The 15,045-nt window shown below is 71.4% G+C and carries 14 protein-coding genes and 1 pseudogene; 8 read left to right on the plus strand and 7 right to left on the minus strand.

Annotated features, from left to right (window positions below):
• Nucleotides 1-132 precede the first annotated feature (132 nt).
• Nucleotides 133-734, plus strand: a pseudogene (locus tag AC3IF1_RS25365) (cysteine hydrolase family protein).
• Between the two features lie 36 nt (nucleotides 735-770).
• Here the strand turns inward: AC3IF1_RS25365 and AC3IF1_RS25370 are convergent.
• Genes AC3IF1_RS25370 through AC3IF1_RS25385 form a run of 4 tightly spaced genes read right to left on the minus strand, consistent with a single transcriptional unit; the run spans nucleotide 771 to nucleotide 5,129 of the window.
• Entirely contained in the window at nucleotides 771-2,063 is a 1,293-nt protein-coding gene (locus tag AC3IF1_RS25370) for a leucine-rich repeat-containing protein kinase family protein (RefSeq protein WP_489219848.1), read from the minus strand.
• Between the two features lie 3 nt (nucleotides 2,064-2,066).
• Entirely contained in the window at nucleotides 2,067-2,258 is a 192-nt protein-coding gene (locus AC3IF1_RS25375; protein ID WP_243972230.1) for a DUF1192 domain-containing protein, read from the minus strand.
• Nucleotides 2,259-2,268: 10 nt separating this feature from the next.
• Nucleotides 2,269-3,489: a phosphopentomutase gene (locus AC3IF1_RS25380; RefSeq protein WP_489219849.1), complete on the minus strand. Its 1,221-nt coding sequence runs from the start codon at nucleotides 3,487-3,489 to the stop codon at nucleotides 2,269-2,271.
• 2 nt (nucleotides 3,490-3,491) lie between these two features.
• A complete protein-coding gene (locus tag AC3IF1_RS25385) occupies nucleotides 3,492-5,129 on the minus strand; it encodes an ABC transporter ATP-binding protein (protein ID WP_489219850.1) in 1,638 nt (545 codons plus the stop codon).
• Between the two features lie 93 nt (nucleotides 5,130-5,222).
• Here AC3IF1_RS25385 and AC3IF1_RS25390 point away from each other — a divergent pair, with 93 nt between their 5' ends.
• The 4 genes from AC3IF1_RS25390 to AC3IF1_RS25405 all read left to right on the plus strand — a co-directional run bounded on the left by AC3IF1_RS25390 (nucleotide 5,223) and on the right by AC3IF1_RS25405 (nucleotide 10,200).
• Nucleotides 5,223-6,647, plus strand: a complete 1,425-nt coding sequence (locus AC3IF1_RS25390) for a CoA transferase (RefSeq protein WP_489219851.1) — start codon at nucleotides 5,223-5,225, stop codon at nucleotides 6,645-6,647.
• 31 nt (nucleotides 6,648-6,678) lie between these two features.
• A complete protein-coding gene (locus AC3IF1_RS25395; protein WP_489219852.1) occupies nucleotides 6,679-7,590 on the plus strand; it encodes a lytic transglycosylase domain-containing protein in 912 nt (303 codons plus the stop codon).
• 83 nt (nucleotides 7,591-7,673) lie between these two features.
• Nucleotides 7,674-8,576 (plus strand): alpha/beta hydrolase, encoded by a 903-nt coding sequence (locus AC3IF1_RS25400; RefSeq protein WP_243972238.1) that lies wholly within the window; start codon nucleotides 7,674-7,676, stop codon nucleotides 8,574-8,576.
• 289 nt (nucleotides 8,577-8,865) lie between these two features.
• A complete protein-coding gene (locus tag AC3IF1_RS25405; RefSeq protein ID WP_489219853.1) occupies nucleotides 8,866-10,200 on the plus strand; it encodes an O-antigen ligase family protein in 1,335 nt (444 codons plus the stop codon).
• A 949-nt stretch (nucleotides 10,201-11,149) separates the two neighbouring features.
• Here the strand turns inward: AC3IF1_RS25405 and AC3IF1_RS25410 are convergent.
• Together AC3IF1_RS25410 and AC3IF1_RS25415 are read right to left on the minus strand one after the other, a co-directional pair.
• The gene (locus AC3IF1_RS25410; protein WP_489219854.1) at nucleotides 11,150-11,587 is read right to left on the minus strand and encodes an acyl-CoA thioesterase; all 438 of its coding nucleotides are present in this window, start codon (nucleotides 11,585-11,587) and stop codon (nucleotides 11,150-11,152) included.
• Nucleotides 11,588-11,646: 59 nt separating this feature from the next.
• Nucleotides 11,647-13,356 (minus strand): pyrroloquinoline quinone-dependent dehydrogenase, encoded by a 1,710-nt coding sequence (locus AC3IF1_RS25415; RefSeq protein ID WP_489220473.1) that lies wholly within the window; start codon nucleotides 13,354-13,356, stop codon nucleotides 11,647-11,649.
• A 173-nt stretch (nucleotides 13,357-13,529) separates the two neighbouring features.
• Here AC3IF1_RS25415 and AC3IF1_RS25420 point away from each other — a divergent pair, with 173 nt between their 5' ends.
• Both AC3IF1_RS25420 and AC3IF1_RS25425 read left to right on the plus strand, forming a co-directional pair.
• Nucleotides 13,530-13,826 (plus strand): type II toxin-antitoxin system RelE/ParE family toxin, encoded by a 297-nt coding sequence (locus AC3IF1_RS25420; protein ID WP_489219855.1) that lies wholly within the window; start codon nucleotides 13,530-13,532, stop codon nucleotides 13,824-13,826.
• Complete coding sequence (locus AC3IF1_RS25425; RefSeq protein ID WP_489219856.1) at nucleotides 13,823-14,143, plus strand: addiction module antidote protein; 321 nt, start codon at nucleotides 13,823-13,825, stop codon at nucleotides 14,141-14,143. Before AC3IF1_RS25420 ends, AC3IF1_RS25425 begins: the two co-directional genes overlap by 4 nt.
• A 3-nt stretch (nucleotides 14,144-14,146) precedes the next feature.
• Here AC3IF1_RS25425 and AC3IF1_RS25430 read toward each other — a convergent pair whose 3' ends face one another.
• Nucleotides 14,147-14,680 (minus strand): ankyrin repeat domain-containing protein, encoded by a 534-nt coding sequence (locus AC3IF1_RS25430; protein ID WP_489219857.1) that lies wholly within the window; start codon nucleotides 14,678-14,680, stop codon nucleotides 14,147-14,149.
• A 139-nt stretch (nucleotides 14,681-14,819) separates the two neighbouring features.
• On the opposite strand from AC3IF1_RS25430, the gene AC3IF1_RS25435 reads away from it, so the two are divergent.
• The gene (locus AC3IF1_RS25435) at nucleotides 14,820-15,038 is read left to right on the plus strand and encodes a hypothetical protein (RefSeq protein WP_489219858.1); all 219 of its coding nucleotides are present in this window, start codon (nucleotides 14,820-14,822) and stop codon (nucleotides 15,036-15,038) included.
• Nucleotides 15,039-15,045: the final 7 nt, after the last annotated feature.

A 15,045-nucleotide genomic window follows, 5' to 3' on the forward strand; every position in this document is an offset into this window, starting at 1 on the left:
CCCCCGGCTTTCCGCGCGTCTGGCGCGGGGCCACGGCGCTATGATTTATGGTGCGGGCTCGGACGCCCGGTGTAGGATCCCGCCCAACAGAACGCCGTCGCGCCCCGCGCGGCGCGCGCCGGGAGCAACCGCATGTCCGATCTGGCGACCCTCTGCGGCCTCTCCGGCCTCAGCCCGGAGCCGACCCCGCTCGCGGGCTCGGCGCTCGTCATGATCGACTTGCAGCAGACCTATCGCGAGGGGGGTCATGCGGCTCGACGGCGTCGAGAGCGCCCTCCGCGAGGCGGCGGATCTCCTGCGGCGTGCGCGGGCGGCCGGCATCCCGATCCTGCACGTGCGACACGATGCCGGGCCCGGTTCGCCCTACGATGTGACCGCTCCGATCGGCCAGATCAGTCCGGAAGTGTCGCCGCAGGGCAGCGAGCCGGTGATCACCAAGGCCTATCCGAATTCCTTCGTCGGCACCGACCTCCAGGCTCGGCTCGAGGCGACGGGCGTGAAGGACGTCGTGCTGGCGGGCTTCATGACGCATATGTGCGTGAATTCCACCGCCCGCGGCGGCCACCACGCTCGGCTTCCGCCCGACCGTGGTGGCCGCCGCCACCGCCACGCGCGATCTGCCCGGCCCGGACGGCAGCGCGGTGCCCGCCGCCCAGCTCCAGGCCGCGAGCCTCGCCGCGCTGGGCGACCTGTTCGCCGTGGTGGCGCGCCGGCAGGCCGACATCCCGGACTGAGCCGCGCGGGCGAATCCCGGGCGAGACGCGCCGCCGCTAGGCTCGGGCGGATAGCCGTCGCAGCGTGGCGGCCACCTCCGCCGGTCCGGGGCGCCGGGTCGGGTCTGCCTGCAGGCAGACCTGTTCCAGGGACCGCAGGTCCGCCGGGGGCTGAGCGCAACGGTCGAGGAGCTCGCCGAGCAGGATCCCCAAGGCCCGCACCTCGATTCGTCCGAGCGCCGCCCCGCCCTCCCCCGCCGGCAGCGCCGAGGCGGCCCCGAAGTCGCTGAGTACGGCCGCGCCGGTCCCGGCATCCCAGAGCGTGTTGTGGGCGTAGACGTCGCCATGGAGCAGGCCGCGCCCGTGCAGGTGGGCCACCGCCTCGGCCACGGATTGTGCGATCCGCAGGACCCGCTCCCGATCGAGCCGCAGATCCGGATCGTAGACGTCGCGGCTGCAGCTCGCGAGGCTCGGCGGTCCGGCGAGGACGCGCCAATGCGGCGGCAGCAGCCGGAGCAGCAGACCCTGGGTGCCGTCGGGATGGCCTTCGAGCCGGCCGAGGGCGCCTGTGAGGGCCGGATGCGTACCGGCCGCCAGGCAGGCTTCCATCTCGCGCTCGGGCAGGCCGTCGCTGGTCATCGCCCCCTTGAACAGCTTCAGCGCCACGGGCTCCCCGCGCCACGATGCGCGATGGACCCGGCCCGAGGCCCCCTCCCCCAGGAGATCGCCGACCGCCACCTCCCCCCAGGGCACGCGCGCGGCCGCCGCTGGCTCCGTCGCCGGCTCGGCGGGATTGCCCGCATAGGCGATCCAGGCGAGGCGCGGCAGCCCGGTGAGCCAGGGCGGCAGGGCGTCGAGCCGGTTGCAGGATAGGCGGATCAGCTCCAGATTGTCCGCGGCCGCGAGGCCCTCGGGCAGATGCGCGAGCCGGTTGCCGGCCAGCATCAGCTTCTGCAGGTGCGGACGGGCGCCGATTGCATCAGGAAGAGTGCCGATCCGGTTGTCGGTGAGCGTGAGCCAGCGCAGATCGCGCGGCAGCGACTCCGCCGGCACTTCTTGGATGCCGCAGCCGCGGAAGCCGAGCTGGCTCAACGTCGGGCAGTCGCCCAGGACCGGCGGCAGGCGCGGGAACGGGTTACCGGAGGCGAACAGCACCCGCAGGCGGTGCAGGCGGCCGAGATCGGCCGGCAGGTCGGTCAGGGTACCCCTGCCGAGGTCCAGCACCTCCAGCGTGTCGGCCAGCGCGAAGACCTCCCGCGGGACTTCCGTGAGCCCGTCGGGCAGCCGCAATTCGCGGGCGCCGCCAAGCTCACCGCGCCGCAGGGCCGCAAGCGTTTCGGTCCGGTCCAACCCTCAGCCCCGCTTGAAGAAGGCGTCGGCCGCCCCCTGCGCCGCCTGCTTGGCCGCCCGCGCCGCCTCGATCCGGGCGATCTCGGCCCGCAGCAGCGCGATGCGCGCGTCGAGGTCGGAAAGCGACAGCGTGTCGAGGGGCTGCCCGATCTCGTGGACCGCGGCCTTGCGCGGCCGTTCGTCGTCGTCCCGCACGTCGTCCTCCCTATAGGAACGGTCGTCCGGCGCCGTCCCAGGGCAGGCCCAGATGGGCCGCCACCGTGGCGCCGATATCCGAAAGGCTGTCCCGCCGGCCGATGGAGCGGGGCGTCACGCCGGGTCCGAAGGCTAGGACCGGCACCTGCTCGCGGGTGTGGTCGGTCCCGGTCCAGGTCGGGTCGTTGCCGTGGTCGGCGGTGATGATGGCGAGGTCGCCGGGGCGGAGCGCCGCCTGGATCTCCGGGACCCGGGCGTCGAACGCTTCGAGTTCAGCGGCATAGCCCGGCACGTCCCGGCGATGGCCGTACTCGGTGTCGAAATCCACGAGGTTGACGAAGACCAGGCCGCCGTCGGGCAGGTCGGCCAAGGCATCGAGGCCCGCTTGCAGGCAGGCGGCGTTCGGACCCGGCTTGATCTCGCGGCCGGTGGCCCGGTGGGCGAAGATGTCGCCGATCTTGCCGACGCTCACGATGCTCCGGCCGGCCGCCGCGGCGCGGTCGAGCAGGGTGCGCCCCGGGGGTGCCACCGCGAAGTCCTTGCGGTTGCCGGTCCGGCGGAACCCTGCGTCCGCCAAGCCCACGAAGGGACGGGCGATGACCCGGCAGACCCGGTACGGATCGCACAGGCGGCGCGCGACGCGGCATAGGGCGTAGAGCGCTTCCAGGCCGAAGGCCTCCTCGTGGGCGGCGATCTGGAACACGCTGTCGGCGGAGGTGTAGCAGATCGGCCGGCCGGTCCGGACGTGCTCGGCCCCGAGTTCATCGATGATGGCGACGCCGGGGGCGTGCCGATCGCCCAGAATCCCGGGCAATCCGCCCTCCGTGATCAGGGCCTGCGTGAGCGCCGCCGGGAAGGCCGGCCGCGTCTCGGGGAAATGGCCCCAGGGTTCGGGCATCGGCAACCCGGTGATCTCCCAGTGGCCGGACGGTGTGTCCTTGCCGGCGGCAATCTCCACGGCATGGCCGTAGGCGCCGGCCGGCCGGCCCGCGGTGTCGAGACCGGGCGGGATCCGGCCCGAGGCGCCGGCGGCGGCGAGCCCGAGGCCGAGGGCGGAGAGATGGGGCAGGCGCAGCGGGCCGGCGCGGAGTCCCGCCCGGTCGCCCAGGCCCGCCGCACAGTGTTCCGCGATGTGTCCGAGTGTGTCGGAGCCGGCATCCCCGTAGGCATCGGCGTCGGGGGCGCCGCCGATGCCGACGGAATCGAGGACGATCATCAGCGCGCGCGGCACGGTCAGACGGGCTCCAGCTCGGTCGGCGCGTCGCTGTCGAGGGCGAAGGCGGCCTTGAACAGGGCGCGCGTATAGGCGGTCCGCGGATCGGCGAAGATCGTCTCGGCGGGGCCTTCCTCGACCACGCGGCCGTTCTGCATGACCATCACGTAGTTGGCGAGCGCCCGCACGACCTTCAGGTCGTGGCTGATGAACAGGTAGGCCAGCCCGCGCTCCCGCTGCAGGTCGCGCAGCAGGGTCACGATCTGGGCCTGGACCGAGCGGTCCAGCGCCGAGGTCGGCTCGTCGAGCACCACGAAGCGGGGGTTCAGCACGATGGCCCGGGCGATGGCGATGCGCTGGCGCTGGCCGCCGGAGAATTCGTGCGGGTAGCGATCCATGGCGGCCGGGTCCAGGCCGACATCGGCGAGCGCCTTCGAGACGACCGCCCGGCGCTCGGCCCGGCCGCGCACGGCACCCTGCACCACCAGCCCCTCGGCGACGATATCGGCCACGGACATGCGCGGCGACAGCGAGCCGTAGGGGTCCTGGAAGACGACCTGCATGTCCCGCCGCAGGGGCCGCATCTGCGCCACCGTGAAGCTGTCGATCGTGCGGCCCAGGAACACGATCGGCCCCTCCGAGGCCGTCAGCCGCAGCAGGGCGAGACCCAGCGTGGTCTTGCCCGAGCCGGATTCGCCGACGACGCCCACGGTCTCGCCGGCGCGGACCTTCAGCGAGACCCCGTCCACCGCCTTGACGTGGCCGGTGACCCTCCGGAGCAGGCCGGTCTTCAGGGGGAACCAGACCTTGAGCGGCCCGGCCTCGAGCAGGTTTGCGGCATCGGCCGGGACCGGGTTGGCGCGGCCCTTCGGCTCCGAGGCGATCAGGCGCCTCGTGTAGTCGTGCTGCGGGTCGGCGAAGACCGCCTTCGTCGCCCCCGCCTCCACGATCCGGCCCTTCAGCATCACGCAGACCCGGTCGGCGATCCGCTCGACGATGCCGAGATCGTGGGTGATGAACAGCATCGCCATGCCGAGGCGTTTCTGCAGATCAGCGAGGAGCGCCAGGATCTGCGCCTGGACCGTGACGTCGAGGGCGGTGGTCGGCTCGTCGGCCACGAGCAGGTCCGGCTCGCAGGCGAGCGCCATGGCGATCATCACCCGCTGGCGCTGGCCGCCGGAGAGTTCGTGCGGGTAGGCGCCGATGCGGCGCTCCGCGTCGCGCAGGCCCACGAGGTCCAGCAGTTCGAGGATGCGCCGGCGGGTGGCGCGCCCCGTCAGGCCGCGGTGGAGCCCCAGGACCTCGCCGATCTGCCGCTCGATCGTGTGGAGCGGATTCAGCGACGTCATGGGTTCCTGGAACACCATGGTGATGTCGGCGCCGCGGACGTCGCGCATCGCGCGTTCCGGGAGGGTCGCGAGGTCGCGGCCCTTGAACAGGATCCGGCCCTCCTGGCGCGCCGCCCCGTCGAGGAGCCGCAGGATCGCGAGCGCCGTCACGGACTTGCCGGAGCCGGATTCGCCGACCAGCGCCACGGTCTCGCCGCGCCGGATGGTGAAGTCGATCCCGTCGACCGCCGCCGTCTCGCCCGCGCGGGATCGGAAGGCGACGGACAGGTTCTCGACGGCCAGCAGCGGCTGGGATTCATCCAACGTCATGCCGCTCCTTATAGCGCGCGGGGCCAATGACCCTAGTCTATCTTGCTGCGACGATGGTCCGCCCGGTCGCGGCGGATCGGACGGGAGATCGCGATGACGGCCGGATCCCACGCCTTCGCCGCCCGGATCTGGCAGGCCCTCGACGGGCCGACCGGCGCCCTCGACCGCCTGCACGTCACCGGGATAGGCGCCCTGCCCTCGGCCTTCGCGGTGAGCGACCTCGCGGCGGGCTCGGTCGCGGCGGCCGCGCTGGCGCTCGCCGAGGTCGCGGAACTGACGGGGCCGGTGACCGTGGACCGGCGGCTCGCCTCGTTCTGGTTCGCGACGTCGCTGCGGCCGGAAGGCTGGCGCGTGCCGGCGCCCTGGGACCCGGTCGCGGGCGACTACAAGACGCGGGACGGCTGGATCCGGCTCCACACCAACGCGCCGCATCACCGGGCGGCGGCCGAGCGCGTGCTCGGCGCCCAGGCGGATCGCACCGGCATGGCGCGGGCGGTGGCCAACTGGGACACGGCCACCCTGGAGGCCGCGATCCTGGCCGAGGGTGGCTGCGCCGCCGAGATGCGCGGGCTCGACGCCTGGGCCGCGCACCCGCAGGGCCGTGCGGTGGCGGCCGAACCTCTGGTGGCGCTGGCGCCGTGTGGCGGCCGGCCGACGAATGCGGCGGCATCGGGCTGGGCGCCCCGGCCGGGGCGCCCGCTGGCCGGCCTGCGCGTGCTCGACCTGACGCGGGTGCTGGCCGGGCCGGTGGCGACGCGCTTTCTCGCGGGCTTCGGGGCCGATGTGCTACGCATCGACCCGCCCAACTGGACCGAGGCCGCCATCGAGCCGGAGGTGACCCCCGGCAAGACCTGCGCCCGCCTCGACCTGCGCCGCGACACCGACCGGGCCACCTTCGACGCCCTGCTGGCCGGGGCGGACGTGCTGGTCCACGGCTACCGGCCCGGCGCGCTGGACGGGCTCGGCTACGGGGCGCGCACCCGGTCGGACCTGGCGCCGGGCCTCGTCGAGGTCTGCCTCGACGCCTATGGCTGGACCGGCCCCTGGGCCGGACGGCGCGGCTTCGACAGCCTCGTCCAGATGAGCACCGGGATCGCGCAGGCCGGGCAGGATTGGCGCGGGGCCGACGCTCCGGTGCCGCTCCCGGTCCAGGCCCTCGATCACGCCACCGGCTACATGATGGCGGCGGCCGTGCTTCGGCTGCTGAGCCGGCGCCGGTCGGACGGCACCGGTGGCCGGGCGCAACTCTCCCTCGCCCGCACGGCCGCCTTCCTGATCGAGGCGGGTGCGGCTCCGCCCGAACCGGCCTTCGCGGCCGAGACCGCGGAGGATCTGGCGCCGGACATCGAGGCAACGGCCTGGGGCCCGGCGCGGCGCCTGCGGCCGCCGGTTGCCATCGCGGGCGCCCCGATGCGCTGCGAGCGACCGGCGCGTCGTCTGGGGGAGGATGCACCGGCCTGGGCGACCGATGAGCACGGTGCCGTGATCGGCCGCGCCCCACCCTGTCCGACGGATTGATCCGCAACCGGAGGTCGCTACAAGCGCCGATGTGGACATCTCACGCCTGCGCCACGGCGCGCTCCTCGCCCTCTTCCTCCTCGGCTCGGCCCGTCCGGCCGCCGCCGTTCCATCCGAGGGGGCGACCGAGACCGTCGAGCAGGCGCTGTGCCGCCTGATCGACGAATCCGCCAAGGCCCGTGCCCTGCCGGTGCCGTTCCTGACGCGGCTGATCTGGCGCGAGAGCAGCTTTCGCGTGGGCGTCGTCAGCCCGGCGGGGGCACAGGGCGTCGCCCAGTTCATGCCCGGGACTGCCCGGGAGCGCGGGCTCCTCGACCCGTTCGACCCCGAACAGGCGATCCCGCACGCCGCCCACCTGCTGGCGGACCTGAAGGGCCAGTTCGGCAATCTCGGGCTCGCCGCGGCGGCCTATAACGGGGGGGCGGCCCGTGTCAGCAAGTGGCTGGCCGGGGATGGCGGCCTGCCCGCCGAGACCCGCGCCTACGTGGCCGCCATCACGGGCGTCCCGGCCGACGATTGGCGCACCGGTCCCGCCAAGGCGATCGAATACCCGGAGGGCGGCGCGCCCAAGAAGCCCGAGACGGCGGACGCGAAACCGGAGCCGGCGCAGACCTGTCTTCAGGTCACCGCCAGCCTGCGCATCCCGTCCCGCGGCGATCGCTTCGCCCTGGGGGCCAACGAGGGCCCGGCCGCGCCCTGGGGGATCCAGCTCGCCGGAAACTTCTCCAAGGCGCTGGCGCTCCAGAGCTTCAACCGGGCGCGGAGCGCCTATGCGGGGGTGATCGGCGACGTGCGGCCAATGATCATTGGCACGCGCCTGCGCAACCGTGGCACCCGGGCGTTCTACCGGATCCGGATCCCGGCACAGAACCGGCAGGCCGCCGACGACCTGTGCGGCCGCATCCGCAAGGTCGGGGGCGCCTGTTTCGTGCTGCGGACCTGATTTTTCGCACGCCGCCGCGCGGCCGTCATCAATCCGCCCCGAGCCTGGCGCCGTATGGGCCGGTCGCGACAACCGGACGGGATATGACACGGCTCTTCACTGCGCTTGCCAGCCTGCTCTGCCTCGGGCTCGCCGCGTTCGGCCTCAACGCGGCTTCGCCGCTCGCGCTGTTCGACGCGATCGGCCCGCGGGATCCGGGCGGGCGCCTCGCCGCGAAGGACCAGCCCTTCGGTGAAGGGTCGCGGCGGCGGCTCGACGTCTACGTGCCCGCCGCGGCCGCCGAGAACGCCCCCGTCCTTGTGTTCTTCTACGGCGGCTCCTGGCAGAGCGGCTCGAAGGACGACTACGCCTTCGTCGGACATGCGCTCGCCGCCCAGGGCTTCGTCACGGTGCTGCCGGACTATCGGCTCTATCCCGAGACGGCGTTCCCGGGCTTCCTGGAGGACGGCGCCGCGGCGCTCGCCTGGGTGCGCGACAACATCGCGGCCTATGGCGGCGACCCGCGCCGGATCGTCCTGGCCGGGCATTCCGCCGGGGCCTACAACGCCGTGATGCTCGGCCTCGACCCGCGCTACGTGATCGCGGCCGGCGTCGATCCCAAGGCGATCAAGGCGGTGGCCGGCCTGTCCGGCCCCTACGATTTCCTGCCCCTCGATCAGGACACCACAATCAAGGTGTTCGGACAGGCGCCCGACGCGGCCGCGACCCAGCCGGGCAGCTTCGTCGGCCCGCTGTCACCCCCCGCCTTCCTGGCGACCGGCGATGCCGACACGGTGGTGAAGCCCCGGCACACCGTCAGCCTCGCCGCGCGCCTGCGCGCCGAGCATGTGCCCGTGCAACAGCGGATCTATCCCGGCCTCGACCACAAGGACACGCTGCTGGCTCTGTCGGTGACCTTCCGCTCGAAGGCCCCGGAACTCGCCGAGATGGCGGCGTTTCTGATGCGCCAATCCGCCAGCCGGTCGCAGTATACGATGCGGCGCTGATCCCGGAAAACCTTCGTCAAGGTTAGTGCGCGATCGGTGGGTGCATCTTTTGATTTGCCATCGCCCGGGCCGGGTCCGGGACTAAGATGAGGCTGCGGCCAACCACGCCGTCCCAGACAGAAGCCACCAACGTCCGACCCAATTCTCTCATCCTCGGGTGCCGGAGCGCGGCGGAGCCTTCCTTCCGGGCCCGCTGACGCGGTCACCCCGGGATAACAGAAGTGGGTGGGATTACCGGGATGCTTCTCTGGGACCTCGATGGGTCGCGGGCTCGGCGGTGGAACGGGACATGGCTTCTGCGGACGCGGCGATCGGGATCCCCGCCGAGGGGCGGCACCAGGGCATCGCCGGCCGCGATGTTCCGGACGTGCTGCGCGTGCTCCTGAACGGGGCAGTCTTCGTCCTCCTCTGGAATCATGTCTGGCTGAAGGACCTGTCCGATCGCTCGATCCTGGCGGCCTCCGAGGACGGCAGCCTGCTGACCCAGGTGCTGTTCCTCGCCGCCGGTGCCGCCATGGCGGCGGCGATCCACCGGATCGGCGTGCGGCACCTGCGCCCGCTGATGACGCGGCCGCTCCTGCTCTGCGCCCTCTGGCTCGGCCTGACGACCCTCCTGTCCATCGAACCGGGCCTGTCGCTGCGGCGGCTGGCACTGTTCGCCATCGCCGCCATGCTCTCGGCGGGTGTCCTGATCGTCGCCCGATCCCCGCGGCAATTGGCGTTGACCATGGCCGGGGCGGCCCTGGTGATCGTGCTGTCCTCTTACCTGGCGGTGGCGTTCGTACCGAGCCTCGCGATCCATTCGGCCTTCGACGTCAATTCCGATCCGAGCCATCCGGGCCTCTGGCGCGGGATCTTCCCGCAGAAGAACGAGGCCGGGGCCGCCATGGTGATCCTGGTGATCGTCGGCCTCTACGTCGCCTCGGCGGCGAGCCGGCTCCTGGGCTGGGGGATCGTGCTGTTGGCGGCGGGGTTCCTGGTGGCGAGCGGCTCCAAGACCGCGATCCTGCTGCTGCCGGTGATCCTCGCCACCACGGGGCTTTGCCAGATCCTGACCGGGGGCCTCGCCCGGGGCCTTCTGCTCCTCGGCCCGGTGGTCGGGTTCTCGCTGATCTCCATCGGTTCCGTCCTGGTGCCGCCGATCCAGGACGCGGTCGGGGCGCTCCTCACCGACGCGACCTTCACGGGGCGCAGCGAGATCTGGCAATTCGCCATCGACAACATCCTGATCCGGCCCTGGCGCGGCTGGGGGCTCGGCGCGTTCTGGATGACCGAGCGGACCATGTATGCCGGCTCCGAGGAACTGACCTGGGTCAACACCGTCGATCACGCTCACAACGCCTATCTCGACACGGCGCTGATCGGCGGCCTGCCGCTCCTCGCGCTCACCGTGGCGGCCTTCGTGCTCGCCCCCGTGCGCGACCTGCAGCGTGTGGCCGGCGGCGGCCGTCTGGACGCCGAGACGCTGCTGTTCCTGCGGTTCTGGTTCCTGGGCCTCGTCTCGGCCTCGTTCGAGACGGTTCTGTACAACGGCAACAACGCCACCTGCTGCATGTTCATGATGGCGGTGTTCGGCCTGCGGCTGCGCACGCGCTACGCGCTCGCCGGCAATCGAGGCGGCTGATCCGCCTGTCACGCCGCGCCGTCATCGCGAGCGCCGCCCTCGACGGTGTGACACCGGCCCGCGATGAGCCGGCCTCACCGAACTCCGCCCACGCGACGGCGCGGCGGGTCTCGTCCGCCGGTCTCGCTAATGACGACCATGGGGTGGATTCGAAGCGATTTGATATGGGATCCGACGTTCAGCGCATCGTCCTGAAGATCTCAATCAGGACGATGTGCTGAGTCTCTGATTTTGCATCATCATTTTCCGAAATCCGGAAATTATGTCTTGGGATGATGCTTGGAGCACATCCGTTCACGCAGATCTCGGTCCACGACAGTCGCGTGCCGATGGCCTCGGCCAACGCGACCGCACCCCTCATCCGGGCAGACTACCAAATTCACATTTTAAAGGAAGTAGCGCGGATCCCCTGGCTTTGCTTGCAGGAAGAGACGAGATAAGCACCGACGCCAGAACTGAAGCAAAGCCACATTCATCGTCGGTTACAAAATCATACGTAGCTGATTTGGCCTTTTGCATGCCAGCCAAAATTGTATAAATTTTAGTCGCACCGGACGATCACCGATTAGCGTGATCTCAATATCTTACTTGCACCATCCCACCTGAGGTGTTCGCTCGGACTTTTACGGATGGCAAGCAGCATCGGATCGGTCACCCCGCGCGGCGCGGACACCCTGTCATTCAAACCCCTGGGGCAGGCGCAATCGGCCAAGTCGGTCCAGGCGGCACAACAGGCTTCCCGGACGCAGGCGGGAGTCGCGGCAGCGCAGCAGGCGCTCGCCGACGCCAACAGCGTCGTCGATCAGGACAAGCGCAATCATAGCCCCAGCTGCGTCGCCTGCGACCAGAAGCTGGTCGATAAGGCGCAGGCACAACTCGCTCACGCCAAGGCGTCTGCGAGCGACAAGAACGTGCAGACGCCGCCCGCACCTGGCACCACCGTCGATTATTACGGCCTAATCCCACCCGCCTCCGGCGGCACCGGCCGCGGGCGCCGGTCGTCGCCGATCGCCACGAAGGTGAAGGTCGCCTCCGTCACCTTCATGGTCGTCTCGCTCGCCCGCTCGCGCCGCCAGACCTCGACCTGAATGCGGAGGGACGAGCGCCCAACCGTGACCAGCCACGCGTAGAGGCTGACCTCGTCGCCGACGAAGACCGGATGATGGAACGTGATCGCGTCGACCGCGATGGTGGCACAGCGTCCACGCGAGCGTCGGGCCGCGACGTTGCCGGCCGCGAGATCCATCTGCGCCATCAGCCAGCCGCCGAAGATGTCGCCGGCCGGGTTGGTGTCGACGGGCATTGCGATTGTGCGGATCACCGGCAGCCCGCGTTCGGTCGGTTGCGAACCCGCGTCGGCGCCGGCCGCGCTCCCCTCGTCAGCCATCGATCGGATGAGTCCCCGCCATCATCGCTTGGAACTTTTCCAGCCAAGCTCAGTGGGCGTCAATCGGGCAGCGCGAAGACCAGGAGTGCGTCGCCGGTGCCGAAGCCCGCCGCCTTCGTGTAGGACGCGCCGCCCGCCGCCACCGCGACGTATTGCCGGCCGTCGAGGGCATAGGTCATGGCCGGGCCGCTGATGCCCGCCCCGCACTGGAAGCGCCAGAGCACCCGGCCGTCACCGGAATCGTGGGCATCGAGGTGGCCGTCCTCCTCGCCGGAGAAGACCAGGCCGCCGGCGGTCGCGAGCGTCCCCCCGGACAGGCGGCTCGCCGCGCGCACCGACCAAGCGATCCGGCCGCCGTCGGCAAGATCGACGGCGCTGAGCGTGCTGAAGGCGGGCTCGCCCTTTGCCTCGGCGGTCTCGCTGTAGCGGATCTCCGGCCGTCCGGCGGCCGCCGGCACCGTCTTTACCGTGTAGGTCGTCGCCCCGTGGCGGACCTGCACGTAGGCCAGCCGCCCGTCATAGGCGGTCGGCGGCCAGGAGACCGCGCCGAGGGGCCCGGGTGCCACCACCGTGCCCTGCGCGCTCGGCGGCGCGAACAGGTTCTTCTGGTCGAGGAGCGGCGCCGAGCGCTCCAGCAGCTTTCCGGTCGCGCGGTCGTGGACATAGATCCAGCCGGTCTTGCTCGCCGAGGCCACCGCCTTCCTCCCACCCGGCATGTCGAGCAGGAAGGGCGGCGCGGCGACGTCGTAGCCCCACTCGTCGTGGGGCACCTGCTGGTCGTACCAGCGCATCTTGCCGGTGTGCACGTCGAGGGCTACGAGGCACATCGTGTAGAGATTGTCCCCGGGCCGCGAGAGACCGAAATTCTGCGGCGCCGGGTTGCCGGTGCCGAGGAAGATCAGGCCGAGATCGGCATCGTAGGCCGGCGTCATCCAGAGGGAGCCGCCGCCGACGCGCCAAGCCTCGCGGTTGGCGGGTGCCGCCGCCTTCTCGGCCGCGATGTCCCGGTGGAGCGGCGTTCCGTCGGCGGTTTTTTCCACGAATCCGCCCTCCCAGCCCTCCGCGGGGGTGACGTACCAGCGCCAGCGCTCCGCGCCAGTCTTGGCGTCGTAAGCCGCAAGCCAGCCGCGCCGGCCGTAGCCGCCCTCGATGCCGACCACCGCGCCGCCGTCGAGGCCGCCCGCCTCGTCCTCGATGTGGAGGCCGTAGCCCGCGCCGGTGACGCCGACGATCACCAGCCCGTCGGCGACCAGCGGTGGCATCTTGAAGCCCAGGCGGCTCGAGCCCTGAACGGGTTTGCCGCCGAGCGTCGTCGCCAGCCCCGAGGCGGTCTCGGTCTCGCCCTCCTCCGGCCGGACCGCCTCCTTGTCCCAGACCACGTAGCCGGTCTTGGCATCCAGGGCGATCAGCCGTCCGTCCATGGTCGCCTCGTAGACAAGGCCGCCCGAGACGGCGAGGCCGCGGTTCGACGGCGGTCCGAAGATCTTCTCCGTCCGCGGCTTGTGGGTGTAGGTCCAGAGCGGCTTGCCGGTGCGCGCATCCAGCGCCGCGACGTTGTTCTGCGTCGTGGAGATGTAGAGGCTTCCGTCCACCATCACGGGCTGGGCCTGGAAGTAGCCGGTGACCCCGGTCTGGAAGATCCAGGCGGGGCGCAGCCGTCCGACGCTGCCGCGGTCGATCTGGGTGAGTTCGGAGAAGTTGCGGTTGCTGGGATCGTGCCCGAAGGCCGGCCAGGGGGTCTCGGCGGCGACGGCTCCGAATGGCGCCACGACCAGCCCCGCGCAAGCGAGCCAAAGTCCTGTGTCGATCCGAGTGATGGGCGGCACGGCGTTTCGTCTCCCGGTTCTCCGGTCGCCCATTGCCCCAGAGGATGCATCCCCCCGGATGTCGGGCGCCGTTGCGATCGTTTGTATCTTATGGGATACTGATTGTCCCCGAGGTGTTGACCACGGAGGTGTTCGACCGGTGGATCGACAGGCTGCGCGATGCCGCAGGCCGTGCCCGCATCCTCCGCCGGATCGTGCGCCTCCAGGAGGGTCATCGCGGACAGGTGGCCCCGGTCGGCGGTGGGGTTAGCGAGATGAAGATCGATACAGGTCCCGGTTACCGTGTCTACTTCGTCGAGCGTGCCGATGGCGGGATCGTCATTCTCCTGTGCGGCGACGACAAGGATTCGCAGACCCGCGACATCGTTCGGGCCCGCGATCTCGCACGCACAGTTTGGGTAGGCAGCGCATGACGAACGGCACGACACCGACGCGCCCCTTCGATGTGGCCACCTATATCCGCACGCCCGCGGAGGCCGCCGCCTACCTTTCGGCGGCCTTGGAGGAGAATGATCCCGCAGCGTTCCGCCAGGCGCTCGGTGACGTCGCGCGGGCCAGCGGCATGACGGCCGTGGCCGATGCCAGCGGACTTGGACGCGAGAGCCTCTACAAGGCTCTGTCGCAGGGCGGAAACCCGAGCCTCGACACCGTTCAGCGGGTAATTGCGGCTCTCGGGCTGACGATGGCCGTGATCCCATCGCAGTCTCCCGCGGCCGTGGATCTCGACTGACGTTCAGCCCACCGCCCGCGCCGCCGCGTCGAGCTGGCCCGGGGTCGCCTGCGCGCCCATGGCCCGGGCCATGTCGGCCGCGCCCTGGCCGGAGCCGTCGCGGCGATCCGGGTCGGCCCCGTGCTGGAGGAGCAGGTCGACCATCTCGGTCCGGTCGAACATCGCGGCGGTCATCAGGGCCGTGCGCGTACCGTCGCCGGTGCCGTCCACCGCGGCCCCGTGTTCGAGCAGCAGCCGCGCCACCGCCAGATCGTTCTTGAACGCCGCCCCGGCGAGGGGCGTCTGGCCCCGATCGTTGGCGAGCTCAGGATCGCCGCCGGCCTCCAGGATCACCTGGGTCGCCTCCGCCTGACCGTTATAGGCCGCGAGCATCAGCAGGCTGTCGCCCTTGTCGTTGCGCAGGTTGGCCGGCAGGCCCTGGCCGAACAGCTCGGCGAGTTCCTGCGCATGGCCCATCCGCGCGTATTGGAAGACGCGGCCGGCGAAGGCCAGGGTCTCGTCGTCGAGGGCGGGGGGCGTGTTCGTCTCTGAGGCCATCGTGTGCTCGTCTGTCACCGGGGGTGATTTGGGCCGGTGCGGGCTGCGCGTCCAGCGCCGCAGGGAACGGTTTCGCCGGCCCGCTCGTTCCAGCGGCCAACCGAAGCCGGAGCGACCCGGCGCCTGCCGGAGCGCCGCGATGCCCCGACCGTTCGAACCCTTCGCCGACGCGCTGCGCACCGCGCGCGAGATCGTCCGGGACCGGGTCGGCGCCGTCGCGGAGGGCGCCGTCCAGGCGGATCCCCGCGCCTACGACGCGGCCTGCGACGCCCTCGTGGTTCGGATCGCGCAAGCGATCGTCGACGCGGGCGAGGAAGCGGCGGCGCAAGGTGTGGGCCGGAACCACGAAGCCGCGTGAGGGTCCG

This window comes from Methylobacterium sp. E-012 (assembly GCF_057836545.1).